The following is a 25,250-nucleotide window of genomic DNA, read 5'->3' as shown; positions in this document are numbered from 1 at the left end:
CCACCCCCATTTGCTCCTGGAGCCTGCCATGAAACCTCGTATCGATTTCTACACCGCATCGCCTGATGCACTCAAAGCCATGATCGCCCTGGAAACCGCTGTTTCGAAGCTGCCGCTGGAAAAAAACCTGATTGAACTGGTCAAGCTGCGCGCCTCGCAAATCAACGGCTGCGCCTTCTGCATCGACATGCACACCGCCGATGCGATCAAGGGCGGTGAAACCCCGCGTCGCCTGTTCGCCGTGACGGCCTGGCGCGAGGCGCCGTTCTTCACCGAGCGCGAACGTGCTGCGCTGCTCTGGACCGAGTCCCTGACCCAACTGAGCCTGACCCACGCTCCGGACGAAGACTACGACGTGGTCGCTGCGCAGTTCAGCGCCAAGGAAATGGTCGACCTGACCGTCGCGATCTCCACCATCAACAGCTGGAACCGCCTGGCCGTTGGCTTCCGTAAAACGCCTCAAGCCTGATCAATGAGCGTCCGCTGACGGCGCGGCCGGTGGTTGCACCTTGCGCATCAAGGGCACCATCGCCGTGGCGATGATGAAACAGACCATGATCATCAGAAACGCGTCGCCGTAGGTTTGCGTCTGCGCTTCGCGGTAGGTCAGCAGCCATAACTGGTGCAGGCTGGCGGTGACGCCCACGTCACCGCTTTGGCCGAGCGTGGCAAAGTTGTTGCCAACCTGGGACAGCCACTGATTCAGGGCTTCGTTGGTGCTGTTTAGGTTTTCCGCCAACCGGGTGAAGTGCAGATTGGTCCGGTCATTGAGGATGGTCGCGCAGGCCGCGATGCCAATGGCGCCGCCGAGGTTTCGCATCAGATTGAACAAACCCGAAGCGTGCTTGAGCCGGGCGGGCGCCAGTCCACCGAGGGTCAGGGTGACCGCAGGCGGCACCGCCAATTGCTGGGCAATCCCGCGCAGCGCTTGCGGCAGCATCAACTCCTTGCCTCCCCAGTCATGGGTGATCGGGCTGAAATCCCACATCGACAATGCGAACAACCCAAGGCCGGTCATCATGATCCAGCGCAGATCGATGCGGTTGGCCAGAAAGGCGTACAGCGGAATCGCCATGATCTGGAACACTCCGGTGGAGAAAACCGCCAGACCAATGTCCAGCGCGCCGTAGCCACGCACTCGTCCAAGAAACAACGGCGTCAGGTAGATCGTGGCGAACAGGCCGATGCCGGTGACGAACGAGAAGAAGCAGCCGAGGGCGAAGTTGCGGTCTTTGAGGGCGCGCAAATCGACGATCGGGTTGGCCACGTGCAAGGTTCGACCAATGAACGCCAGACCGGCCAGGCCGCTGATCCATGCTGTGGTCAGAATCGTGCGGTCACTGAACCAGTTCCAGCGCGGGCCTTCTTCGAGGGTGTATTCCAGGCAGCCGAGAAACAGTGCGAGGAACAGCATGCTCAAATAGTCGGCGCCCTTGAGCAGCGACAGTTCCGGCTGATCGATCTTCACCAGCATCGGCACCGCCACCGCAACGAAAATCCCCGGCACCAGGTTGATATAGAACAGCCAATGCCAGGAGGAAATATCGGTGATGAACCCACCGATGACCGGCCCCAACGTCGGCGCCAATGAGGCCACCGCACCGATGGTCGCAGCGGCGATTACCCGTTGTTTACCGGTGAAGAAAAAGAACGCGGTGGTGAACACCAGCGGGATCATCGAACCGCCAAGAAACCCTTGCAGTGCGCGAAAGGCGATCATGCTCTGGATGTTCCAGGCCGCGCCGCAGAGCAGGCTGGCCAGGGTAAAACCCACCGCCGACGCGCAGAACAGCCAGCGGGTCGAGAACACGCGGGAGAGCCAGCCGGACAACGGAATCACGATGATTTCGGCGATCAGGTAACTGGTCTGCACCCACGCCGTTTCGTCCGTGCCTGCCGACAGCCCGCCGCCGATATCGCGCAACGAGGCCGAAACGATCTGGATATCCAGCAGCGCAATGAACATGCCGATGCACATGCTGGCGAAGGCGAAGACCTTGGTCGCCGTCGCCATGTTCGCGGCGTTGAACGGCTGCGCGGGGACGGCGAGGGTGCGGCTCATGGAGCGCTGGCCACGGCAGGCGTTTCAGGCTCCTTGCGCGTATCGACTTCAGCGGTCACCGATAAGCCTGGACGCAGATGCCCGAGCACGCCGTCGGCGGGATCGAGCACGATCCGCACCGGCACTCGCTGCACGATTTTAGTGAAGTTGCCGGTGGCGTTTTCCGGTGGCAACACGCTGAACTGCGAACCGCTGGCCGGTGCGAGGCTGTCGAGGTGACCGTGGAATACCTGACCCGAGAGCACGTCGGCGTGAATGATCACCCGTTGGCCCGGTGCCATGTGCGCCAGTTGATCTTCCTTGAAGTTGGCATCGACCCACAGCCCGCTGGCCGGCACCACTGACAACTGTTGCGAACCCGCCTGCGCATAGGCGCCGACCCGCGCCCGGCGATTGCCGATCACGCCATCCATCGGCGCGCGCAATTCGGTGTAACCGACGTTCAATTGCGCCAGGTCTCGTTCGGCCCGGGCCTGCATCAGCGCGGCGCGTGCCTGCTGTTTCTGGGTGTCGATCACGTTCAATTGGCGTTGCGCGGCCAGCAGTTCCGCCTGGGCCCGTGCACTCAATGCCTGGGCGGTCTTGAAGGTGGCATCGGCCCGTTGCGCACTTTCCACGGAGACGGCGTTGCTGCCGACCAGGCGTTTGTAGCGTGCATTGTCATCCCGCGATCGGGCCGTTTCAGCGCCGGTGGCATCGATCCCGGCACGGGCCTGGCCGATCACCGCGTGTTGCAGTTGTTCGGTGGCATCGAGGTTGGCGAGCAAGGCTTCTTCGGCGGCAACCGCGCCTTCGGCCTTGGCCAGGTTGGCGCGGTAGTCACGGGAGTCGAGGCGGATCAGCACATCGCCGGCCTTCACTTTCTGGTTATCGCTGACCAGCACTTCTTCGATGTAACCCGCGACCTTCGGCCCGATCACGGTCACGTCGCCGCCAATGTAGGCGTCGTCGGTTTCTTCGATGAAACGCCCGGCGGTCCACCAGTGAGCGGCGTAAAGGCCCGCAAATACCAGGGCCGCGATGGCCAGCGTCAGCAGAATCAGGCGCTTGAGCAGGGGAGGCTTGGGCGTGCTCACCGCAACAGCGACGTCGGGTTCAAGGCTGGGCATGCGGGTCATGGAGGATTACCTGTGGGAATCGGCGTTAAATTACGTGCGTAATATGACGTATGTAATATTTGGTGGCAATTGATTTTTGCTGCCGGCTGTCAGGTGCTTATTTGCGCCAGTGGCCAGGGGGGCTGCCGGTCATGTCCAGGAGGAAGGCAGATTGCCGATGCGGGTGTGCGGTGGAGTGGCGATGCTGTTGGCACACACAAGAAGCCGTTCGGTCATTGATCGTGGAGTTCACTGAAAACCATAGATGCAGGAGCCGGCTTGCTGGCGATTCGGCCTTTGGATTTGCATCGATCTTCAGGCCGTCTTCGCCGGCAAGCCAGCTCCTGCAGTTGATCAGTGTGGCGCTTGAAACTGGAGTTCGCTGTCGTCCCCTGTAGGCGCTGGCTTGCCAGCGATACTCTTCAGCCTTTACGCCAATTCAGGATCACCAGCGTCAACACCCCCGCCACAATGCCCCAGAACGCCGAACCGATGGAAAACAGCGTTAGCCCCGACGCCGTGACCATAAAGGTGATCAGCGCCGCTTCGCGTTCCTTCACCTCGGTCATGGCAATGCTCAAGCCATTGATGATCGAACCGAACAGCGCCAGCGCCGCAATCGACAGCACCAGTTCTTTGGGCAATGCAGCGAACAACGCCGCCAGCGTCGCGCCGAACACCCCGGCGATTCCGTAGAAAATCCCGCACCACACCGCTGCCGTATATCGCTTGTTGCGGTCTTCGTGGGCATGCGGCCCGGTGCAAATCGCTGCGCTGATGGCAGCCAGGTTGATCCCGTGGGAACCGAACGGCGCCAACAGCAGCGAGGCGATGCCCGTTGTGGTGATCAGCGGCGAGGCCGGCACCGTGTAACCGTCGGCGCGCAACACCGCAATCCCCGGCATGTTCTGCGAGGTCATCGCCACCACAAACAGCGGAATGCCGATGCTGATGGTCGCAGCCAGGGAAAAGTGCGGCGTGGTCCAGACTGGTGTCGCCACTTCCAGGTGAAACGCGCTGAAATCCAGCAGCCCCATGAACCCTGACAGCGCCGTGCCAATGAGCAGTGCAGCCAGTACTGCGTAGCGGGGCGACAGGCGCTTGACCACCAGGTACGTGAAGAACATTCCCAGTACCAGCGCAGTGCGATGCTGGGCGGCGACGAAGATTTCACTGCCGATCTTGAACAGAATCCCCGCCAGCAACGCCGCGGCCAATGACGCTGGAATCTTCTTCATCAGGCGTTCGAAGCTGCCGGTCAAGCCACACACTGTGACCAGCACCGCACAGGTGATGTAGGCGCCAATGGCTTCGCCGTAGCTCACACCGCCCAGGCTGGTGATCAGCAACGCCGCGCCGGGTGTCGACCAGGCGATGGTGATCGGCGTGCGATAACGCAGGGACAGGCCGATCGAACACACCGCCATGCCAATGGAGATCGCCCAGATCCACGAAGAAATCTGCCCACTGGTCAGGCCTGCCGCTTGCCCGGCCTGGAACATCAGCACCAGGGAACTGGTGTAGCCGGTCATCATCGCGATGAACCCGGCAACGATGGCGGAGGGAGACGTATCCGCCAACGGGCGGAGCTGCGTGTGCGTGGCGTCGTTCATGACAGCGGTGTTCCTTAATGCGTACGAAAATATCCACAGCAACGCCAACCCTTTCAGGAGCCGGCTCCTACAGGAGATCGCGCTGCGGATTCTGTGATCAAGCCTAAACTCAAACGTAAGCAATCGTTGCAATACAGCGGAGGCGACAAACAGCCGTACAGTCGTGTTGCCACCATCCATTGTGTACAATCGCGGTGTTTTTTACGCGATACTTGCCAGCGACCCACTGTGCCGTATTACAGTCACGGTCAATTCGCCGCAGTTCTCCCGACTCGAGTGCCCATGAACGAACAGTTGCAACCCCTCAAGAAACAACCGCGAGCAGGCAAAGCCGGCCGCAGCGGTACCCAGGACGATATTGTCTACGCGCATATCTTCGAGGCCATCCTCGAACAGCGCCTGGCGCCCGGCACCAAGTTGAGCGAAGAAGCGCTGGGGGAAATTTTCGGGGTCAGTCGCACCATCATTCGCCGTGCGCTGTCGCGCCTGGCCCATGAAGGTGTCGTGCTGCTGCGGCCCAATCGTGGTGCCGTGGTTGCCAGTCCGAGTGTCGAAGAAGCGCGTCAGGTGTTCCTCGCCCGGCGTCTGGTCGAGCGGGCGATCACTGAACTGGCGGTCCAACACGCCACCGCCGAGCAGATCGCCGAATTGCGCCAGATGGTCAACGACGAACGCGACAGCTTCTCCCGTGGCGATCGCGGTGCCGGTATCCGTCTGTCGGGCGAATTCCACCTGAAGCTGGCCGAAGCAGCGAAGAACGCTCCGCTGATCAGCTTCCAGCGCAGCCTGGTGTCCCAGACTTCGTTGATCATCGCCCAGTATGAAAGCGGCAACCGTTCGCACTGTTCCTACGACGAGCACACCCAACTGATCGACGCCATTGAAGCGCGCAACGGTGAGTTGGCGGTGAACCTGATGATGCATCACATGGACCACATCGACAGCAAACTCAACCTCGACGAGGAAAGTGCGTCGGATGATTTGCATGCGGTGTTCTCGCATTTGTTGCAGACCAAGAAGCCGGGGCGTTCGTCGGCGAAAATCTGAAGCACTGTGTCGTCCCCATCGCTGGCAAGCCAGCTCCCACAATGTTTTGTGGGGTTCACCAGATCCGCGATACACCAAATCCTGTGGGAGCTGGCTTGCCAGCGATAGCAATCTGACAGGCAATAAAAATCCCCCGGGGCTGAACACCACCGGGGGATTTTTTATACCTGAAAGAATTAGCGCTGATGCACCTGATTCCCCGCCGCATACGTCTGCAGAACAGTCCGGTCATCCCCCAGCGTCATCAACACAAACAACGTCTCGGCAATGTTGTTCGCCTGCTTCAAGCGATAACTCAACAGCGGTGTAGCGTTGTAATCCAGCACCAGGAAGTCGGCATCGGTGCCGGGCAGCAACGTGCCGATCTTGTCTTCCAGACGCAACGCACGTGCACCGCCGAGGGTCGCCAGGTACAGCGATTTGAACGGGCTCAACCGCGCGCCTTGCAACTGCATGACCTTGTACGCTTCGTTCAACGTTTGCAGCAGCGAGAAACTGGTACCGCCACCCACGTCCGTGCCCAGGCCGACATTCAACTTGTGCTTCTCGGCCATTGGCAAATTGAACAAACCGCTGCCGAGGAAGAAGTTCGAGGTCGGACAGAAGGCAATCGCCGAACCGGTTTCGGCCAAGCGTGCACATTCGTCGTCGCACAGGTGCACGCCGTGGGCGAACACCGAGCGCTCGCCCAGCAACTGGTAGTAATCGTAGACGTCGAGGTAGCCCTTGCGCTCCGGGAACAGTTCCTTGACCCACTCGACTTCCTTGAGGTTTTCGCTGATGTGGGTCTGCATGTACAGGTCCGGATATTCGCTCAGCAACTGACCGGCGAGGGTCAGTTGTTCCGGGGTGCTGGTCGGGGCGAAGCGCGGCGTGACGGCGTAGTGCAAGCGACCCTTGCCGTGCCAGCGTTCGATCAACGCCTTGCTTTCCACGTAGCTGGATTCGGCGGTGTCGGTCAGGTAGTCCGGCGCGTTGCGGTCCATCATCACCTTGCCGGCGATCATCCGCAGGTCCAGTCGTTCGGCGGCTTCGAAGAACGAGTTCACCGATTGCGGGTGCACGCTGCCGAACACCAGCGCGGTGGTGGTGCCGTTGCGCAGCAGTTCCTTGATGAAAATGTCCGCGACTTCGTCGGCGTGTGCCTTGTCGGCGAACTGGCTCTCACACGGGAACGTGTAAGTGTTGAGCCAGTCCAGTAGCTGCTCGCCGTAGGCACCGACCATGCCGGTTTGCGGCAGGTGGATGTGGGTGTCGATGAATCCGGGGGTGATCAGCGCGTCCTGATAATGAGTGATCTCGATATCGGCCGGCAGGGTTGGCAGCAGTTCGCTGGCGTGGCCGAGGGCACTGATCTGGCCGTTATCGACCACCAGCAAGCCGTCCTCGAAATACTCGTACGAGGCTTCGATGCCAACGATGGCAGGGTCGGCGATGCTGTGCAGGATGGCGGCGCGGTAGGCTTTGCGAGTCAGAGGCATGGGCGTTCTCAATTAGAGGCTTGGCTGCGGCGTGAGGCAGGCAGCAGTTTGGCAATCGATCCGGCGCTGGCGGAGTGCTGGCCGAAATTCGCGTTATAGGTGGCGATGATTTCGCCGGCGATGGAGATGGCGATTTCCACAGGCAGCTTGCCTTTGACTTCGCCGATGCCCATCGGGCAGCGCATGCGTTGCAGCACGCTGCTGTCAAAACCGCGATCGCGCAGGCGGTGTTCGAACTTCACCCGTTTGGTCTTCGAACCGATCAGGCCGAAGTAGGCGAAGTCGTTGCTCTTGAGGATCGCAGCGGTGAGTTCGAGGTCGAGCTGATGATTGTGGGTCATGACGATGCAGTAACTGCCGGCGGGCAGGTCGTCGATTTCATCCACCGGCTCTTCGGCGACGATTTTGCGTACGCCGTGGGGGATCTGTTCGGGGAATTCATCTTCCCGGGAATCGATCCAGCGTACGCGGCAGGGCAGGCTGGCGAGCAGCGGCACCAGCGCGCGACCGACATGCCCGGCACCGAACACGGCGATCTGCGCCTGCACCTGGCCCATCGGTTCAAACAGCAACACGGTTGCGCCGCCACAGCACTGGCCGAGGCTGGCGCCGAGGCTGAAACGCTCCAGGTGCGTGTCCTGTTTGCCGCTGGCGAGCATCTCGCGGCCGATCTGCATGGCCTTGTATTCAAGGTGTCCACCACCGATGGTGTCGTAGGCCTGGGTGGCGCTGATGACCATCTTCGAACCGGCATTGCGCGGCGTCGAGCCGAGCTCTTCGATGATGGTCACCAACACGCAGGGCTCACCCCGGTTTTGCAGGTCGGCGAGGGCGTCGATCCAGTTGTACATGTTTCACCTCGACATCTGTGTTGTCTATCCGGGCCTCATCGCTGGCACGCTAGCTCCCACAGGGTTTTGTGGTGTCCACAGAATCTGAATTCAGCGCAAAATCCTGTGGGAGCCAGCCTGCTGGCGATTGGGCGCGCCTCGGTCCTAGAGCGAAGCCAACTCGGTTTCGGCTTCCTCAGCCTTCGCCGCCTTCAACTGCCGCATCTGCTCACACCCCCACAACACCCGCTCCGGCGTCGCCGGGGCATCGATTTTCGGTTGATGCTTGTAGTCGCCCAGGCTCGCCACCGCATCCTTGATCGCACACCACGAGGCAATGCCGAGCATGAACGGCGGCTCACCCACCGCCTTGGAATGGAACACCGTGTCTTCCGGGTTCTTGCGGTTTTCCACCAGCTTCACCCGCAGGTCCAGCGGCATGTCCGCCACGGCCGGGATCTTGTAGCTCGCCGGGCCGTTGGTCATCAGTTTGCCCTTGGCATTCCACACCAGCTCTTCCATGGTCAGCCAGCCCATGCCCTGGATAAAGCCGCCCTCGACCTGACCAATGTCGATGGCCGGGTTCAACGAGGCGCCGACGTCGTGGAGGATGTCGGTGCGCAGCATCTTGTACTCGCCGGTCAGGGTGTCGATGATCACTTCGCAGCATGCCGCGCCGAAGGCGTAGTAGTAGAACGGCCGACCCCGCGCCTGACTGCGGTCGTAGAAGATTTTCGGGGTCTTGTAGAACCCGGTGCTCGACAACGACACCTGCGCGAAATACGCCTGTTGGATCAACGCTTCGAACGTCAGGATATGGTCACGAACCCGCACGTGACCGTTGTGGAATTCCACGTCTTCTTCGCTGACCTTGTACTGCCGCGCGGCAAATTCCACGAGGCGTTGCTTGATGATTTCCGCCGCGTTCTGCGCGGCTTTACCGTTCAGGTCGGCACCGCTGGAAGCCGCCGTCGGCGAGGTATTCGGCACCTTGTCGGTGTTGGTCGCGGTGATCTGCACGCGGTCCATTTCCACCTGGAAGACTTCGGCCACGACTTGCGCAACCTTGGTGTTCAGGCCTTGGCCCATTTCGGTGCCGCCATGGTTCAGGTGGATGCTGCCATCGGTGTAGACGTGGATCAGCGCACCGGCCTGGTTGAGAAAACTGGCGGTGAAGGAAATACCGAATTTCACCGGCGTCAGCGCCAGGCCTTTTTTCAGGATCGGGCTGTTGGCGTTGTAGCGCCGAATCGCTTCGCGGCGCTCGGCGTACTGACTGCTTTCTTCCAGTTCGGCGGTCATTTCTTCGAGCATGTTGTGCTCGACGGTCTGGTAGTAGTGGGTGACGTTGCGCTCGGTCTTGCCGTAGTAGTTGGCCTTGCGCACCGCCAGCGGATCGAGGCCCAGATGGCGGGCAATCGCGTCCATGACTTCTTCGATGGCGACCATGCCTTGCGGCCCGCCGAAACCCCGGTACGCGGTGTTCGACGCGGTGTTGGTCTTGCAGCGGTGACCGTTGATGGTCGCGTCGCCCAGGTAGTACGAGTTGTCGGCGTGGAACATCGCCCGGTCGACAATCGACGCCGAGAGGTCCGGCGAGCAACCGCAGTTACCGGCCAGTTCCAAGGCAATGCCGTGCAGCCGGCCAGTGCTGTCGAAGCCCACGTCGTACTCGACGTAGAACGGGTGACGCTTGCCGGTCATCAGCATGTCTTCGACCCGCGGCAGGCGCATTTTGGTCGGCTGGCCGGTGAGGTGCGCGATCACCGCGCACAGGCACGCCGGGCTCGCGGCCTGGGTTTCCTTGCCGCCGAAACCACCGCCCATGCGGCGCATGTCGACGACGATTTTGTTCATCGAAACGTCCAGAACCTCGGCCACCAGTTTCTGCACTTCGGTGGGGTTCTGGGTCGAGCAGTAGACGATCATCCCGCCATCTTCAGTCGGCATCACCGAAGAGATCTGGGTTTCGAGGTAGAAGTGTTCCTGGCCGCCGATGTGCAGCGTGCCTTGAATACGATGTTCAGCGGTGGCCAGGGCACCGGCCGAATCACCACGCTGATGCGTGTGGCTGTCGAGCACGAAGTGGCGTTTGCGCAAGGCTTCGACCACGTCCAGAACGGGCTCAAGATCTTCATATTCGATGATCGCGGCCATCGCCGCTTTGCGAGCGGTTTCCAGGTCTTTTGCGGCGACGGCGAGCACTGGTTGACCGACGAACTGCACATCATCAATCGCCAGCAATGGATCACCCGGCAGCAACGGCCCGATGTCTTTCAGACCGGGCACGTCTTCATGGGTGATGGCGATGCGCACGCCTTCGAAGGCGTAGCAGGGCTTGGTGTCGATGCTGATGATTTTCGCGTGGGCGCGGTCCGATAGCCGGGCGTAAACGTGCAGCTGGTTCGGAAATTCCAGTCGATCGTCGATGTACTGCGCCTCACCGGACACATGCTTGGCGGCGCTGTCATGCTTGACGCTGCGGCCGACACCGGTGGTCAGGTCCTTGGCGAACAGTTCAGCCAATTCGGCCTGGGTCTTCTCTACGGCGTGATGGTTAGACATAAGCGGTCACCCGAGTCTCGATGTGCGGCGTTTGCAGTTCGATGAAGTATTTGCGCAGCAGGTTTTGCGCGCTGAGCAGGCGGTATTCCTTGCTGGCGCGGAAGTCCGAGAGCGGCGTGAAATCTTCGGCCAGTGCGGCGCAGGCGCGTTCGACGGTGGCGTGGTTGAACGGTGAGCCGAACAATACGGCTTCACAGTGGGCGGCGCGTTTCGGGATGGCAGCCATGCCGCCAAATGCCACGCGGGCATCGGCAATCACGCCGTTTTCAAGGCGCAGATTGAAGGCGGCGCAGACGGCGGAAATGTCATCGTCCAGACGCTTGGAAACCTTGTAGGCACGGAACAGCTGTTCGGCACTGGCACGCGGCACGATGATCTTCTCGATGAACTCGCTTTCCTGGCGCGCGGTCACGCGGTAATCGATGAAGTAATCCTCCAGCGCCAGGGTGCGGCGAGCCTCGCCTTTGCACAGGACGATTTGCGCGCCGAGGGCGATCAGCAGCGGAGGCGAGTCACCGATCGGCGAGGCGTTGCCGATGTTGCCGCCGAGGGTGCCCTGGTTGCGGATCTGCAGGGAAGCGAAGCGTTGCAGCAATTCGCCGAAGTCCGGGTACTCGGCTTTCAAGGCTTCATAGCAATCGGAGAGGGCGGTCGCAGCGCCGATTTCCAGGCGATCGTCAAAGCGTTCGATGCGCTTCATCTCGGCGACGTTGCCGACGTAAATCATCACCGGCAGGGTGCGGTGGAACTGGGTGACTTCCAGCGCCAGGTCCGTGCCGCCGGCCAGCAGCCGCGCCTGTGGATAAGCGTCATAGAGGTCGGCCAGATCGGCGACGGTCAGCGGCACCAGGCAGCGCTTGTCGCCACTGTTGAGTTCGCCGATATCGGTGGGGGCGATGGCTTTAAGGCGGGCGATGGTATCGGCTTCTCGAGCATCGAATTGGTCCGGTTGCTTACCGCAGCAGGACTGCTCGGCAGCTTCCAGGATCGGCCGATAGCCGGTGCAGCGGCAGAGGTTGCCGGCCAGCGCTTCGTGCGCTTTATGCGAGTCCGGCTGGTCGCTGTTCTTTTGCAGCGCGAACAGCGACATCACGAAACCGGGGGTGCAGAAACCGCACTGCGAGCCATGGCACTCGACCATGGCTTTCTGCACGCTGTGCAGTTCGCCTTGGTGCTTGAGGTCTTCGACGCTGATCAGCTGTTTGCCGTGCAGCGACGAAACGAACGTCAGGCACGAATTGAGGCTGCGATAGCGAATGTGTTCGCGGCCATCGTCATCCGTTTGCAACTCGCCGACCACCACGGTGCACGCGCCGCAGTCACCGCTGGCGCAGCCTTCTTTGGTGCCGGGTTTGCCCACATGGTCGCGCAGATAGTTGAGCACGGTCAGGTTCGGGTCCAGGGCGTGCTCGCTACGGAGTTCCTGGTTTAGTAAAAACTGGATCACGGAAGGCCTCGCAGACTCATTATTGTTGTTAACCGACTTGGACCGAATTTATCAGGTCTGACTTTCGGGTCAATGATTTTCTGACTTAAAGGTCAGGAAATAGCGTTTTGTCGATCAACAACCTGTTCCTTCATTATTGACCCTTGCGGGATTGCCTGCTTTTTTGCGGGATTCGTGCCAAAAACCGCCGAGTGGGCACTCCGCCATGACCCTTCATGTGCGCTACACTGCGCCGCTTGTGCAGATCGAAGAGTTTGAAGGGACAACCATGACGTTCAAGGCGCCGGACAGCCTCGCCGAGCAAATTGCTCACCACCTCGCCGAACGCATCATTCGTGGCGAAATGAAGCCGGGGGAGCGCATCCAGGAACAGAAGGTCACGCTGGCCCTCAATGTCAGCCGCGGCTCGGTTCGTGAAGCCTTGCTGATCCTCGAACGACGCCACCTGATCGCGATCCTGCCGCGACGCGGCGCCCACGTGACCGAACTTACCGCACACAAGGTGCAGAGCCTGTGCGCGTTGATGGGCGAGATGTACATCCTGCTCGCCAATGCGGTGGCCGCTGGCTGGAAAGTCCAGGCCGACCTGGCGCCGTTCGTGCAGATCCAGCAGCGCCTGACCGCGAGCTACGAGCGCCAGGACATCCATGCCTTCGTCGACGACAGTTTCAATGTGATGCGTGCCACGTACGAGTTTGCCAACAACCCGTACTTGCAGGAAACCGTCGAGAATCTGCAGCCGGCCATGAGCCGTGCGTATTTCCTCGCCCTGGAGCAGCGCAAGGCCTCGATGAGCGAGTATCTGGAACTGTTCGAACGCTTGCTGGCGGCCGTGATCGCCCGTGACTATGCGCTGATCCGCACCGTGCTGACCGCGTATTGCCAGCGCAGTTGCGATCTGGTGATCTCTGCCCTGACGGACGCTTAAGCGTGCGGCTCAAGTGCATCAAGCTGGCGGGGTTCAAATCCTTCGTCGATCCGACCACGGTGAACTTCCCCAGTAACATGGCGGCGGTGGTCGGGCCCAATGGCTGCGGCAAATCGAACATCATCGACGCCGTACGCTGGGTGATGGGCGAGAGCTCGGCCAAGAACTTGCGGGGCGAGTCGATGACCGACGTCATCTTCAACGGTTCGACCAGCCGCAAACCGGTGAGCCAGGCGAGCATCGAACTGGTGTTCGACAACTCCGACGGCACGCTGCTCGGCGAATACGCGGCTTACGCGGAAATCTCCATTCGCCGCAAAGTCACCCGCGACAGCCAGACCACCTATTACCTCAACGGCACCAAATGCCGCCGCCGTGATATCACCGACATCTTTCTCGGTACCGGCCTGGGCCCGCGCAGCTACTCGATCATCGAGCAGGGGATGATCTCCAAGCTGATCGAGTCCAAGCCCGAAGACCTGCGTAACTTTATTGAAGAAGCGGCGGGCATCTCCAAGTACAAGGAGCGCCGGCGCGAGACCGAAAACCGCATTCGTCGCACCCACGAAAATCTGGAGCGCCTGACGGACCTGCGCGAAGAACTGACGCGTCAGCTCGAACGCCTGCACCGCCAGGCCGAGGCCGCCAAGAAGTATCAGGAATACAAAGGCGAGGAGCGGCAGCTCAAGGCGCAACTGTCCGCATTGCGCTGGCAGGCGTTGAACGAACAGGTCGGTCAGCGTGAAGCGATCATCGGCACTCAGGAAGTCACTTTCGAAGCGCTGGTGGCCGAGCAACGCAACGCCGATGCGAGCATCGAACGCTTGCGTGACGGGCACCATGACCTGTCCGAACGCTTCAATCTGGTGCAGGGGCGCTTCTATTCGGTCGGCGGCGACATCGCCCGGGTCGAGCAGAGTATCCAGCACGGTCAGCAACGTTTGCGTCAGCTACAGGACGATCTGAAAGAAGCCGAGCGCGCACGTCTGGAAACCGAGTCGCATCTGGGCCACGACCGCACCTTGCTACTGACCCTCGGCGAAGAGCTGGACATGCTCACGCCGGAACAGGAAGTCACCAGCGCCGCCGCTGAAGAAGCCGCCGCCGCGCTGGAAGAGTCCGAAACCACCATGCACGGCTGGCAGGAGCAGTGGGACACGTTCAACCTGACCGCCGCCGAGCCGCGCCGCCAATCCGAAGTTCAGCAGTCGCGCATCCAGCAGCTGGAAACCAGCATGGAGCGCCTGGCCGATCGCCAGAAGCGTCTCGGCGAAGAACGCGCTTTGCTCTCGGCGGACCCGGAAGACGCGGCGATCATGGAACTCAGCGAGCAGTTGGCCGCTTCCGAGGCGACGCTCGAAGACTTGCAGGCCAGTGAAGAGGCGCAGGTCGAGCGCCTTGAGCAACTGCGTCAGGAATTGCAGCAAGCGCTGTCGGCGCAGCAACAGGCCCAGGGCGATTTGCAGCGTCTCAACGGCCGTCTTGCCTCGCTGGAAGCCTTGCAGCAAGCCGCGCTCGATCCGGGCACCGGCACCGCTGAATGGCTGCGCGAGCAACACTTGGCAGACCGTCCGCGTCTGGCCGAGGGCCTCAAGGTTGAAGCCGGTTGGGAGCTGGCAGTGGAAACCGTGCTCGGCGCTGATCTGCAAGCGGTGCTGGTGGATGATTTCGGCGATTTCGATCTGGCCGGTTTTGCCCAGGGCGATTTGCGTTTGCTCAGTCCCGCCAGCGATGGCGTGCGCGTGCCTGGTAGTCTGCTCGACAAGGTCGAGGCGCAGATCGATCTGTCGCCGTGGCTGGGGCAGGTTAAACCGGTTGAAAATCTCGAACAGGCCTTGGCCCTTCGTGGTCAGTTGAGCGCCGGCCAGAGCCTGATCAGTCGTGACGGTTACTGGGTCGGCCGACATTTTTTACGTGTGCGTCGGGCCAGCGAAGCGGAAAGCGGCGTGCTGGCGCGCGGGCAGGAAATCCAGTCTCTGAGCATCGAACGCGAGGAGCGCGAGGCCACGGTCGAAACCCTTGAAACGCAACTGCAAAATCTGCGGGCACAGCAGCGTCAGCAGGAAAACGGTCGCGAACATCTACGCCGTCTGCTGCAAGACGAAGCGCGCCAGCAAGGCGAATTGAAAGCTCAGTTGTCCGCCGGCAAAGCCAAGGTCGAGCAACTGACGTTGCGCCGTACCCGGCTCGATGAAGAACTCACCGAGTTGGCCGAGCAGCGCGCCCTGGAGCACGAAAACATCGGCGAAGCGCGCCTGCAATTGCAGGAAGCCCTCGACGCCATGGCGCTGGACACCGAGCAGCGTGAGTTGCTGCTGGCCCAGCGCGACAGTTTGCGTGAGCGGCTGGATCGCGTGCGTCAGGAAGCCCGGCAGCACAAGGATCACGCGCATCAACTGGCGGTGCGTCTGGGCTCGCTCAAGGCGCAACACGACTCGACGCGTCAGGCGCTGGAGCGGCTGGAAATGCAGTCCGAGCGTCTGACTGAAAAACGCGAACAACTCAGCCTCAATCTGGAGGAGGGCGAGGCACCGCTGGAAGAGCTGCGCCTGAAGCTCGAAGAGTTGCTCGACAAGCGCATGACCGTCGACGAAGAGCTCAAGACCGCACAGATTGCGCTCGAAGACGCCGACCGCGAACTGCGTGACGCCGAGAAACGTCGCAACCAGGCCGAGCAGCAATCGCAGTTGATTCGTGGCCAGATGGAAACGCAGCGCATGGAATGGCAAGCCCTGACCGTGCGCCGCAAGACCTTGGAAGATCAGCTGCTGGAAGACGGCTACGACCTGCACGGCGTGCTCGGCACACTGACGACCGAAGCCAGCGAGAAGGACGCCGAAGAAGAACTCGAACGCATTGCCGCACGCATTCAGCGTCTCGGGGCGATCAACCTCGCGGCCATCGACGAATATCAGCAACAATCCGAGCGTAAACGTTATCTGGATGCGCAGAACGACGATCTGGTGGAAGCGCTGGACACGCTCGAGAACGTGATTCGCAAGATCGACAAGGAAACCCGTAACCGCTTCAAAGATACCTTTGATCAGATCAATGGCGGTTTACAGGCGCTTTTCCCAAAAGTTTTCGGTGGAGGACGCGCCTATTTGGAACTGACGGGCGAAGATCTACTCGATACAGGGGTGACGATCATGGCGCAGCCGCCCGGAAAGAAGAACAGCACCATCCATTTGCTCTCCGGCGGCGAAAAAGCCCTGACCGCATTGGCCCTGGTTTTTGCGATCTTCAAGTTGAATCCGGCGCCGTTCTGCATGCTCGATGAGGTTGACGCGCCACTGGATGACGCTAACGTTGGACGCTACGCACGGTTGGTGAAAGAGATGTCGCAGACGGTGCAGTTCATCTATATCACCCACAACAAGATCGCCATGGAAATGGCCGATCAACTGATGGGGGTGACGATGCACGAGCCGGGGTGTTCGCGTCTGGTGGCGGTGGATGTCGAGGAGGCGATGGCGATGGTGGATGCCTGAGTCGGCGTCTGTAGGGCGGGTTTTTTTTGTCCGTCGGACTTATTTACCTGGCTCGACTTGCTGGCCAATCGACATATTCGCGCAAGCCATTGTGACAGACGGTGTAAAGTTGCCTTTGGTCGTGCTAGTTTAATGTCAATTTTTCGTATACGTGGGCAAAACGCCTGTCAGAACATAGAGTTGGCGCCACGTTTTAAAGCGGTTTGCGAGTTGTAAACCCCTTATTTTTCAGCATTTTTTATAGAGGCACGGGATTACATGGAAATCGGTCTGCGCGAGTGGCTGATCGTCATCGGCATTATTGTCATTGCCGGTATTCTTTTCGATGGCTGGCGCCGTATGCGCGGCGGCAAGGGAAAACTGAAGTTCCGTCTTGATCGAAGTCTGTCCAATTTGCCGGACGAGGACACCAGCGCCGAGCTGTTGGGCCCGCCCCGCGTCCTGGATACCCATAAAGAACCGCAACTGGACGAGCACGACCTGCCGTCGGTGAGCATGCCGGCCCGGGAGCCACGTGAGTCGGGTTCCAAACGCGGCAAGCGTGGCCATGGCGAACCGTCGCAAGGCGACATGAACCTCAGCCTGGATCTGGACGGCGGCCCGAGCTTCAGCAGTCGTGACGACGATTTCCCGGATGACACCAAGGCTTCGCCGTCGGTGAGCGACAAGGAACAACCGCAAGCCGAAGAAGTGCTGGTGATCAGCGTGATCTGCCGCGACGCCGCTGGCTTCAAAGGCCCGGCGCTGTTGCAGAATATTCTGGAAAGCGGCCTGCGCTTCGGCGAGATGGACATCTTCCATCGTCACGAAAGCATGGCTGGCAATGGCGAAGTTCTGTTCTCGATGGCCAATGCGGTCAAGCCTGGCATCTTTGATCTGGATGACATCGACCATTTCAGCACCCCGGCAGTGAGCTTCTTCCTTGGCCTGCCAGGTCCGCGTCATCCGAAGCAGGCCTTCGATGTAATGGTGGCTGCGGCGCGCAAATTGTCCCAGGAGCTGAACGGCGAACTGAAAGACGATCAGCGCAGCGTACTGACCGCCCAGACGATCGAGCATTACCGTCAGCGCATCGTTGAGTTCGAACGTCGCGCCCTGACCCAGAAGCGCTGATATTGATCGCGCCCTTGTAGGAGCCAGCAAGCGCTGGCTCCTACAATGAATCTGCGCCGTACTTACAGATTGAGCAGCCTAGGCTGCTCTTTTGCTTTATGAGAGAACACCCATGACCGCCGCCAAAACCCGCATTCTAGAGCTGCGCGCTGAGCTTGATCAGCACAACTATCGCTACCATGTGATGGACGAGCCGAGCATTCCGGACGCCGAATACGACCGGTTGTTCCACGAGCTCAAGGCCCTCGAAGCGGCCAATCCCGAACTGATCACCAGTGACTCGCCGACCCAGCGCGTCGGCAGTGCGGCGCTGTCGGCGTTCACGCAGGTGCGTCATGAAGTGCCGATGCTCAGCCTCGGCAACGCCTTCGAAGAAGCCGACATGCGCGAGTTCGATCGTCGGGTGACCGAAGGCCTCGATCTGCCGGCCGGCGACCTGTTTGGCGGCGGCGCAGCGGTTGAATACAGCTGCGAACCGAAGCTTGATGGCCTGGCGGTCAGCCTGCTGTATCAGGACGGTGTGTTGGTGCGCGGCGCGACGCGCGGCGATGGCACCACCGGCGAAGACATCAGTGTCAACGTGCGCACCGTGCGCAACATCCCGCTCAAACTGCAAGGCAGCGGCTGGCCGGCGACCCTTGAAGTGCGCGGTGAAGTGTTCATGTCCAAGGCCGGTTTCGAACGGCTCAACGCTACGCAACTGGAAGTCGGTGGCAAGACCTTCGCCAACCCACGCAACGCGGCGGCGGGCAGTTTGCGGCAGCTGGATTCGAAGATCACTGCCAACCGTCCCCTGGAGTTCTGCTGCTACGGCATCGGCCAGGTCTCGGCGGACATTGCCGACACGCACATCGGCAATCTCAAACAGCTGCAGGCATGGGGCATGCCCATCAGTCGCGAGTTGAAACTGGCGCACGGTATTGATGAGTGCCTGGATTACTACCGCGACATCGGTGAGCGCCGCAACGGGCTGGCCTATGAAATCGATGGCGTGGTGTTCAAGGTCAACAGCATCGCCTCCCAGCGTGAGCTGGGTTTCCGCGCTCGCGAACCGCGCTGGGCGATTGCCCACAAATTCCCGGCGATGGAAGAACTCACCGAGTTGCTCGACGTGGAATTCCAGGTCGGCCGGACCGGTGCCGTGACGCCGGTGGCGCGCTTGAAACCGGTCAAGGTGGCGGGCGTCACTGTGGCCAACGCGACGCTGCACAACATGGACGAAGTGGCGCGTCTGGGCCTGATGATCGGCGACACCGTTGTCATCCGCCGTGCGGGCGACGTGATTCCGCAAGTGGTGCAGGTGGTCATGGAGCGCCGTCCGGAGAATGCGCGGCCAGTGCAGATTCCTGAGCAGTGCCCGGTCTGTGGCTCGCATGTCGAACGCACGCAACTGATCAAGCGCAGCAAGGGGCGCGAGACCGTCAGCGAGGGCGCGGTGTATCGCTGCGTTGGGCGACTGGCCTGCGGTGCGCAACTCAAACAGGCGATCATTCACTTCGTTTCCCGTCGCGCGATGGATATCGAAGGCTTGGGAGAGAAGAGCGTCGAGCAGTTGGTGGATGAAGGTCTGGTCAATTCACCGGCCGATCTGTACGCCCTGACGTTCGAGCAAATCGTCGATCTCGAAGGCTTTGCCGAGCTGTCGAGCAAGAACCTGCTCAGCGCCATCGAGGACAGCAAAAAGCCAGGCCTGGCGCGTTTCATCTATGCCCTCGGCATTCCCGATGTCGGCGAGGAGACGGCCAAGGTGCTGGCGCGTTCTCTCGGCTCGCTGGAACGGGTTCAGCAGGCGTTGCCGCAAGTGCTCACGTATTTGCCGGATGTCGGCCTGGAAGTGGCGCACGAGATTCACAGCTTCTTCGAGGATGCGCATAACCGGCAGGTGATCGCAGATCTTCTCAAGCATGGGCTGCAGATTCAGGATCAGGGCGAGTTGGGTGCAGAGTTCGCGGCGAGTACCACGCTGGGCGGTTTCCTCGACAAGCTGCACATTCCTTCGGTCGGGCCGGGCGGGGCACAGAAACTGGCGGACAAGTTCGGTTCGCTGGAAGGGGTGTTCGCTGCGGACTGGCTGGACATGCGTCAGGCGCTGCCAGAGAAACAGGCAAATTCGGTTCGTGAGTTCTTTGCGGTCGCCGAACATCGCCGGGTTGCTGAAGCCGCTGAAAAGCAGCTGCGTGATTTCGGCATGCACTGGCAGAGCGAGAAAAAAGTCGTCGAGGGCTTGCCGCTGGCCGGGCAGACCTGGGTATTGACCGGTTCGCTGGAATTGATGAGCCGCGATATCGCCAAGGACAAACTGGAAAGCCTCGGCGCCAAAGTGGCCGGTTCGGTGTCGGCCAAGACCCATTGCGTAGTGGCCGGGCCGGGTGCCGGTTCGAAGTTGGCCAAAGCCAATGAACTGGGATTGAAAGTTCTCGATGAAGAGGGGCTTATCAAAACATTGCGTGAGCACGGCAAGCTGGATTAAGACTTGGCAATTCAAAACTTGTGGGAGCGAGCCTGCTCGCGATGAGGCCGTTACAGTCGGCATTCATGGTGACCGGTCCAGCGCTATCGCCGGCAAACCGGTCTCGCTCCCACATTGACCGCACCAGGCTTGCTTCATCGCGGCGCGGGAACGATCTGCACGCAAGGATGATCTAGTCTTGGCAAGCCCCAGGGAGAGATCGCCATGCACCGCTTCTTCGAACAGCTCAGTTCACGCATCGCCGCGCCGTTCATTGGCGAAAGCTCGCGCAACAGCAAGGTCTGGCATTGTCGCTGCGGGCAGTCGCTGTTCTTTCGCAACAGCCAGTGCCTGGCCTGTTCAGCGGCGTTGGGCTATCAGCCTGAGCGCAGTCGCTTGTCGTCGCTGCAACCCGGCTTGCGCGCGGACACCTGGATTCTCGATGCTGATCCAGGTGCCGGTGAGTTGCGCCGGTGCGCCAATCTCGATTCCCCTGCCGCGTGCAACTGGCTGTTGCCCGCCAACGACCATGATGCGTTGTGTATCGCCTGTAGCTTGAATCGCACCATTCCTGATTTGTCGATCCCCGAGAATCACGAACGCTGGGGCAAGGTCGAAACCGCCAAGCGTCGGCTGGTCGCGCAGTTGGTCAGCCTGGGTTTGCAGGTCATCCCCAAAACCGTGGACGAAGAAACCGGCCTGGCCTTCGATTTCATCGGCGTCGACCTCGAAGGCAAACCGCCGACCACCGGCCATGCCAACGGCCTGATCACCCTCGATATCAAAGAAGCCGACGACGCCCACCGCGAGCAGGTGCGGGTGCAGATGCACGAACCGTATCGCACATTGCTCGGGCACTTTCGTCACGAGGTCGGGCATTATTATTGGGATCGGCTGATCGCCAACGGCCAGTGGCTGGAACCGTTTCGCGGCGTGTTCGGCGACGAGCGTGCGAGTTACGCTGAGGCGCTAGATCGGCATTATCAACAAGGCGCGCCACTCGACTGGCAGCAACATTTCGTCAGCGCCTACGCCACCATGCATCCATGGGAAGACTGGGCCGAAACCTGGGCGCACTACCTGCACATGATGGACGCGGTAGACACCGCCCTCGGCTTCGGCATGAGTGCACGGGAAATGGATTTTGACTACCAGCCATTCCCGTCCAGCACCCTTTATGATCCGCAGCATCCCGGCGGTGCGGCGTTCCTGTCATTCGTCAATGCGTGGATCGAACTCGCCGGCATGCTCAATGAGCTGTCGCGCAGCATGGGCCAGCCAGATTTTTACCCGTTCGTGTTGCCGCCGGCGGTGATCGCCAAGTTGCACTTCATTCATCTGGTGATTCAGCAGGAGGGCGGCAGGGCGGATGAGGTGTTGCAGGACCTGTAGGAGCCTGCGCACTTTTCAGGCCTGCGCATGTCCTTGAAGCCGCTCATATTTTTTAATCCGACCGAACGGTTGTAACTTCGTCTCAGACAGGTACAATGGCGCGGCTCGCCGTCAGGCAAGCGTCGTTATGGTGACCCCATCGGTCCCCCCGCAACGATTACCCGTGAACCTGGTCAGATCCGGAAGGAAGCAGCCACAGCGGGAACATTGTGTGCCGGGGTGTGGCTGGTGGGGTTGCCTCCATAACGCACCGCGAGCCTTCTCTCGCGTTATCCATTGAAAATACCGACTTGTTACTCTGCCATGGACCCTGTCCAGCGGCGGATTTTTGTCGTCTGCGATGCTGAATTCCGCCGATAAAAAAGGAGGCCGATCTGTCGAACCACGACAAGTCGGCCTCCTTTTTTCATTTCTGCCACTAAGGCTTGGACATGGCCTGGTCAACCGCTGCAATCAGCTTTCCCAGATCCTTCGGGGTGGCCTTGTGGATGACACCAAACAGGTACGCCCGCTGTTCGTCTTCATCGGCCAAATCTGCGAAGAAGACTTTCAGTTTTACCCCCAGCACGCCGGCAAGCAGGAACAGGGCTTCCACGCTGGGGGTGTAGGTGCCGGTTTCAAAACGGCTGATGGTTTTCGGGTCAAAACCGGTTTTTTCGCCGAGTTCAGCCTGAGTAAGCCCCGCGACCTTGCGGTAACGCCGAATGGCTGAACCCAAACTTGAAATTTGCATCGCTCAATTCCCATTTAGAATCAAGAACTTAACGATAGATCTTTGCATTAGGCAACTGCATGATCCATCACCTTGCTTTGCAAAATGTGATGCATTTCGTAGAATTGCCGCTCCAAAGGGTATTTGGTGACCTGTTTGCGCACGTTTGGCTGATGCGAAAGAGCCAGCATGGCGCTCCCCTGAGCAGTGTGTGGAGCGCTGAAGCATCCCTGAAGCTTGGCAAAATGCTCTCGAATTGGTTGTTGCTGCCCTTTGTCCGGGCCTTTGAGACTAGTTGATCTTCGGCGGCCAAAGGGCCATCAATCGCTGTTCATGGAGTGATCACGTGGCTCTGCGCAGGACGATTCAAAACACCTCTTCCGGGCATTGTGCGCTGGTCGAGCGGTACCACCGCTAGCGACAGCGAGCCTGACTCATGGATGAGAAATACCGCCGGGCCGTGGACGCCGCCGCGATTTTTTCCGAGACCGATCTGACCGGCCGGATTACCTACGTCAACGATCAGTTCTGCGCCGTGTCCGGTTACAGCCGTGACGAACTGCTTGGGCAAAACCATCGCCTGCTCAACTCCGGCCTGCACTCCGCTGACTTCTTCGCCGGCATGTGGCGCACCATCGCGCTGGGCAATGTCTGGAAGGGCGAGATCTGTAATCGCGCCAAAAATGGCAGTCTGTATTGGGTTGAAAGCACGCTGGTGCCGCTGCTGGATGACGCCACCGGGCGGATTCACCGTTACCTGGCGATTCGTTTCGATATCAGTGAAAAACGCCAACTGCTGCATTCCCTGCAATGGCGGGTCGGTCATGACGTGCTGACCGGGCTGCCCAATCGCGCGTTTCTCTCCGACTTGCTGGATCAGGCACTGGCGTTCTCGCGGGAGGAAAATATCCCGCTGGCGGTGTGCATGCTCGACCTCGACGGCTTCAAAGCGGTCAACGATGGCTACGGGCATGCCAGTGGCGATCTGCTGCTGGTGGAGGTGGCCAAGCGTTTGCGCGACATTGTTCGCGGCGAGGATGTGGTGGCGCGGCTGGCCGGTGACGAGTTTGTGCTGGTGTTGCGTTATGTGCGTGATGTGCCGGACGTGCGCGCGGCGCTGAATCGCGTGCTGGGCGCGATTTCGGCGCCTTACCTGCTGCGGGGAAAGGCCCTGAATGTATTTGCCAGCATCGGCGTCACCCTGTATCCGGATGACAATCAAGATGCCGAAACCTTGCTGCGTCATGCCGACCAAGCGATGTACGTGGCCAAGCAGAGCGGGCGCAATCGCTTTCATTTATTCGACGCGCTCCGGGATCGAGAGGTCAAGGCCACTCACCAGACCGTCGAGCGGGTTCGGCAGGCGCTGGCCGCTGGCGAGTTACGGGTGCATTTCCAGCCGAAAGTAAACATGCGTCGCGGTGTTGTAGTCGGCTTCGAGGCGCTGTTGCGTTGGGAGCATCCGCAAAATGGCATGGTGCCGGCCCGGGAGTTTTTGCCGTTGGTGGAGGAGACGGACCTGATCATCGATATCGGTGAATGGGTGATGGATCAGGTAATGATGCAGTTGGACCGTTGGCAGCAAGCGGGGCAGGGCTGGCCGATCAGCGTCAATATCGCCGCCCGGCATTTCCAGCGGGCGGATTTCGTCGACCGGCTCAGGCGGGTGCTCGACCGGCATGCCCGGGTCGCGCCGCAGATGCTGGATCTGGAAATCGTCGAGGCGGTGGCGATAGAAAACATCCAGCATGTCAGCGCCTGTCTGCAAGCCTGTCAGGCGCTCGGCGTGCAGTTTTCCCTGGGCGACTTTGGCACCGGTTATTCGTCCTTGAATTACCTCAAGCGATTGCGAACCCAGACCATCAAGATCGACAAGTCATTTATCCGCGACATTCTGCATGACCGCGACGATTTGGCCCTGACCTCGGCGGTGATTGGCCTGGCTCGCGCGTTTGGCCGACAAGTGATCGCCGAAGGGCTGGAAAGTATCGAGCACGGTGAGCTGCTGTTGCAGTTGGGCTGCGACGTTGCCCAAGGCTATTTCATCGCCCGGCCGATGCCGGCCGTTGAAGTGCCGGGCTGGGTCGAAGGTTTTGTGGCGCCGCCGCAATGGCGAGTGGATGAAACCGTGTGAGCCGTGATGCGCTCAGGGTTTGCCCACATACAGCCGGATAATGTCATCGATCTCCCCGGACATTTTCATCCTCAGCAAAGTGCGCAGGATGCGTTGCACGGGCACTTTCGGGTCGTTGCGCACGTAACAGCCGACACTCTGCACTTGCAGCACTGTCACGCCTTGCAGTTGTCGCTCAGGCAGCAGGCGCTGATTGAACCAGTCCAGCGTCCATTGATTGCTCACGGCATAGCGGTAGCGTCCGGCCATGAGTTTTTCCAGGACCTGTTCCTGGTTGCGTGCGTCCTCGCGAAGCAGGCGGCCGGCGTCGAACAGGGGTTGCAAGGTGGGGTAGCTGTAGCCGTGCACGGTGCCGATGGATTGTCGCGCCAACCCCGCCGGATTGATTGAGGTCGGCAACTCGTGCCGGCTGATCAGCACATCCGGTTGGGTCCAGAGCGGAATGCTCCAGATGTAGTCGCCAGACTGGTTTGGCGACCAGGATTGCGCGGCGTAGCAACGGACATCGACCTCGCCGTGCTCCATGGCGCTTTGCACCCGGGCCCGTGGCAGTACGTGAAACTCGGCCGGAACGCCGACCTGGGTCGCGAGGCTGACTATCACATCATGCAGGATGCCCTGGGTCGGCTGGCCGCGATCCAGCTGCACCATTGGCATCGCCCAGCTGTCGGGCACCACGAAGCGCAGCGGCGTACCGGCAGCCATGACGTTCAGACTCATCAACAGCAGTGCCCCCAAGGCCAGCCGCATAAACACTCCACTACCGATGAAACCCGAGCCGATAAAAATCGCCCCAAGTGCATCTTAGCCAGATTAGACGAGCGCGCCGGATGCAATTTTGGCCTTGCTCCGCTAGCATTAGCCGCTTCTGCTTCCCAGTGGCGATGGT

At 60.4% G+C, this 25,250-nt stretch carries 17 protein-coding genes and 1 other RNA gene; 9 read left to right on the top strand and 9 right to left on the bottom strand.

Annotated elements, in window-relative coordinates; genetic code table 11:
* Positions 1-28: 28 nt before the first annotated feature.
* Positions 29-469, top strand: coding sequence for a carboxymuconolactone decarboxylase family protein (locus F8N43_RS19985; protein ID WP_150634094.1), 441 nt, complete (start codon positions 29-31; stop codon positions 467-469).
* On the opposite strand, the gene F8N43_RS19980 is transcribed toward F8N43_RS19985, so the two are convergent.
* The 3 genes from F8N43_RS19980 to F8N43_RS19970 all read right to left on the bottom strand — a co-directional run bounded on the left by F8N43_RS19980 (position 470) and on the right by F8N43_RS19970 (position 4,772).
* Positions 470-2,062, bottom strand: a complete 1,593-nt coding sequence (locus F8N43_RS19980; protein ID WP_150654225.1) for a DHA2 family efflux MFS transporter permease subunit — start codon at positions 2,060-2,062, stop codon at positions 470-472.
* A complete protein-coding gene (locus F8N43_RS19975) occupies positions 2,059-3,180 on the bottom strand; it encodes an HlyD family secretion protein (protein ID WP_150654224.1) in 1,122 nt (373 codons plus the stop codon). The genes F8N43_RS19980 and F8N43_RS19975 overlap by 4 nt, the downstream gene beginning before the upstream one ends.
* Positions 3,181-3,581: 401 nt before the next feature.
* Positions 3,582-4,772, bottom strand: coding sequence for a benzoate/H(+) symporter BenE family transporter (locus tag F8N43_RS19970; RefSeq protein WP_150631659.1), 1,191 nt, complete (start codon positions 4,770-4,772; stop codon positions 3,582-3,584).
* Between the two features lie 282 nt (positions 4,773-5,054).
* Between F8N43_RS19970 and F8N43_RS19965 the strand changes: the two genes are divergently transcribed.
* Entirely contained in the window at positions 5,055-5,819 is a 765-nt protein-coding gene (locus F8N43_RS19965; RefSeq protein ID WP_150631658.1) for a GntR family transcriptional regulator, read from the top strand.
* A gap of 176 nt (positions 5,820-5,995) precedes the next feature.
* On the opposite strand, the gene guaD is transcribed toward F8N43_RS19965, so the two are convergent.
* The 4 genes from guaD to xdhA all read right to left on the bottom strand — a co-directional run bounded on the left by guaD (position 5,996) and on the right by xdhA (position 12,142).
* Positions 5,996-7,300: a guanine deaminase gene (gene guaD, locus F8N43_RS19960; protein WP_150654223.1), complete on the bottom strand. Its 1,305-nt coding sequence runs from the start codon at positions 7,298-7,300 to the stop codon at positions 5,996-5,998.
* 8 nt (positions 7,301-7,308) lie between these two features.
* Complete coding sequence (gene xdhC, locus F8N43_RS19955; protein ID WP_150654222.1) at positions 7,309-8,151, bottom strand: xanthine dehydrogenase accessory protein XdhC; 843 nt, start codon at positions 8,149-8,151, stop codon at positions 7,309-7,311.
* A gap of 144 nt (positions 8,152-8,295) precedes the next feature.
* A complete protein-coding gene (gene xdhB / locus F8N43_RS19950) occupies positions 8,296-10,695 on the bottom strand; it encodes a xanthine dehydrogenase molybdopterin binding subunit (RefSeq protein WP_150631655.1) in 2,400 nt (799 codons plus the stop codon).
* Positions 10,688-12,142, bottom strand: a complete 1,455-nt coding sequence (gene xdhA, locus F8N43_RS19945; RefSeq protein ID WP_150654221.1) for a xanthine dehydrogenase small subunit — start codon at positions 12,140-12,142, stop codon at positions 10,688-10,690. The genes xdhB and xdhA overlap by 8 nt, the downstream gene beginning before the upstream one ends.
* Positions 12,143-12,410: 268 nt before the next feature.
* On the opposite strand from xdhA, the gene F8N43_RS19940 reads away from it, so the two are divergent.
* The 6 genes from F8N43_RS19940 to ffs all read left to right on the top strand — a co-directional run bounded on the left by F8N43_RS19940 (position 12,411) and on the right by ffs (position 21,749).
* Complete coding sequence (locus F8N43_RS19940) at positions 12,411-13,070, top strand: GntR family transcriptional regulator (RefSeq protein ID WP_150631664.1); 660 nt, start codon at positions 12,411-12,413, stop codon at positions 13,068-13,070.
* A gap of 2 nt (positions 13,071-13,072) precedes the next feature.
* On the top strand, positions 13,073-16,561 hold the full coding sequence (gene smc / locus F8N43_RS19935) for a chromosome segregation protein SMC (protein ID WP_150654220.1): 3,489 nt from the start codon (positions 13,073-13,075) through the stop codon (positions 16,559-16,561).
* A gap of 258 nt (positions 16,562-16,819) precedes the next feature.
* Complete coding sequence (zipA, locus tag F8N43_RS19930; RefSeq protein WP_017337515.1) at positions 16,820-17,674, top strand: cell division protein ZipA; 855 nt, start codon at positions 16,820-16,822, stop codon at positions 17,672-17,674.
* A 112-nt stretch (positions 17,675-17,786) separates the two neighbouring features.
* Positions 17,787-20,144, top strand: a complete 2,358-nt coding sequence (gene ligA, locus F8N43_RS19925; protein WP_150631652.1) for an NAD-dependent DNA ligase LigA — start codon at positions 17,787-17,789, stop codon at positions 20,142-20,144.
* Positions 20,145-20,348: 204 nt separating this feature from the next.
* A complete protein-coding gene (locus F8N43_RS19920; protein ID WP_150631651.1) occupies positions 20,349-21,515 on the top strand; it encodes a putative zinc-binding metallopeptidase in 1,167 nt (388 codons plus the stop codon).
* Positions 21,516-21,652: 137 nt separating this feature from the next.
* Positions 21,653-21,749: signal recognition particle sRNA small type (gene ffs / locus F8N43_RS19915), an RNA gene on the top strand.
* 184 nt (positions 21,750-21,933) lie between these two features.
* On the opposite strand, the gene F8N43_RS19910 is transcribed toward ffs, so the two are convergent.
* Positions 21,934-22,248, bottom strand: a complete 315-nt coding sequence (locus F8N43_RS19910; RefSeq protein ID WP_150631639.1) for a helix-turn-helix domain-containing protein — start codon at positions 22,246-22,248, stop codon at positions 21,934-21,936.
* A gap of 415 nt (positions 22,249-22,663) precedes the next feature.
* Here F8N43_RS19910 and F8N43_RS19905 point away from each other — a divergent pair, with 415 nt between their 5' ends.
* On the top strand, positions 22,664-24,361 hold the full coding sequence (locus F8N43_RS19905) for a putative bifunctional diguanylate cyclase/phosphodiesterase (RefSeq protein WP_150637520.1): 1,698 nt from the start codon (positions 22,664-22,666) through the stop codon (positions 24,359-24,361).
* Between the two features lie 12 nt (positions 24,362-24,373).
* On the opposite strand, the gene F8N43_RS19900 is transcribed toward F8N43_RS19905, so the two are convergent.
* Positions 24,374-25,111, bottom strand: coding sequence for a substrate-binding periplasmic protein (locus F8N43_RS19900; protein ID WP_150637518.1), 738 nt, complete (start codon positions 25,109-25,111; stop codon positions 24,374-24,376).
* Positions 25,112-25,250: the final 139 nt, after the last annotated feature.

Origin of the sequence: Pseudomonas fluorescens (assembly GCF_902498065.1) — a bacterium.
Lineage (GTDB): Bacteria > Pseudomonadota > Gammaproteobacteria > Pseudomonadales > Pseudomonadaceae > Aquipseudomonas > Aquipseudomonas fluorescens_BJ.
The sequence above is the reverse complement of the archived record's forward strand: the minus strand, read 5'-3'. Positions and strand labels throughout refer to the sequence as shown.

Bases quoted from the DNA above. Each gene is read 5' to 3' on its own strand.
- F8N43_RS19985 (WP_150634094.1), top strand. From the start codon at position 29: ATGAAACCTCGTATCGATTTCTACACCGCATCGCCTGATGCACTCAAA.
- F8N43_RS19980 (WP_150654225.1), bottom strand. From the start codon at position 2,062: ATGAGCCGCACCCTCGCCGTCCCCGCGCAGCCGTTCAACGCCGCGAAC.
- F8N43_RS19975 (WP_150654224.1), bottom strand. From the start codon at position 3,180: ATGACCCGCATGCCCAGCCTTGAACCCGACGTCGCTGTTGCGGTGAGC.
- F8N43_RS19970 (WP_150631659.1), bottom strand. From the start codon at position 4,772: ATGAACGACGCCACGCACACGCAGCTCCGCCCGTTGGCGGATACGTCT.
- F8N43_RS19965 (WP_150631658.1), top strand. From the start codon at position 5,055: ATGAACGAACAGTTGCAACCCCTCAAGAAACAACCGCGAGCAGGCAAA.
- guaD (WP_150654223.1), bottom strand. From the start codon at position 7,300: ATGCCTCTGACTCGCAAAGCCTACCGCGCCGCCATCCTGCACAGCATC.
- xdhC (WP_150654222.1), bottom strand. From the start codon at position 8,151: ATGTACAACTGGATCGACGCCCTCGCCGACCTGCAAAACCGGGGTGAG.
- xdhB (WP_150631655.1), bottom strand. From the start codon at position 10,695: ATGTCTAACCATCACGCCGTAGAGAAGACCCAGGCCGAATTGGCTGAA.
- F8N43_RS19940 (WP_150631664.1), top strand. From the start codon at position 12,411: ATGACGTTCAAGGCGCCGGACAGCCTCGCCGAGCAAATTGCTCACCAC.
- zipA (WP_017337515.1), top strand. From the start codon at position 16,820: ATGGAAATCGGTCTGCGCGAGTGGCTGATCGTCATCGGCATTATTGTC.
- ligA (WP_150631652.1), top strand. From the start codon at position 17,787: ATGACCGCCGCCAAAACCCGCATTCTAGAGCTGCGCGCTGAGCTTGAT.
- F8N43_RS19920 (WP_150631651.1), top strand. From the start codon at position 20,349: ATGCACCGCTTCTTCGAACAGCTCAGTTCACGCATCGCCGCGCCGTTC.
- F8N43_RS19910 (WP_150631639.1), bottom strand. From the start codon at position 22,248: ATGCAAATTTCAAGTTTGGGTTCAGCCATTCGGCGTTACCGCAAGGTC.
- F8N43_RS19905 (WP_150637520.1), top strand. From the start codon at position 22,664: ATGGATGAGAAATACCGCCGGGCCGTGGACGCCGCCGCGATTTTTTCC.
- F8N43_RS19900 (WP_150637518.1), bottom strand. From the start codon at position 25,111: ATGCGGCTGGCCTTGGGGGCACTGCTGTTGATGAGTCTGAACGTCATG.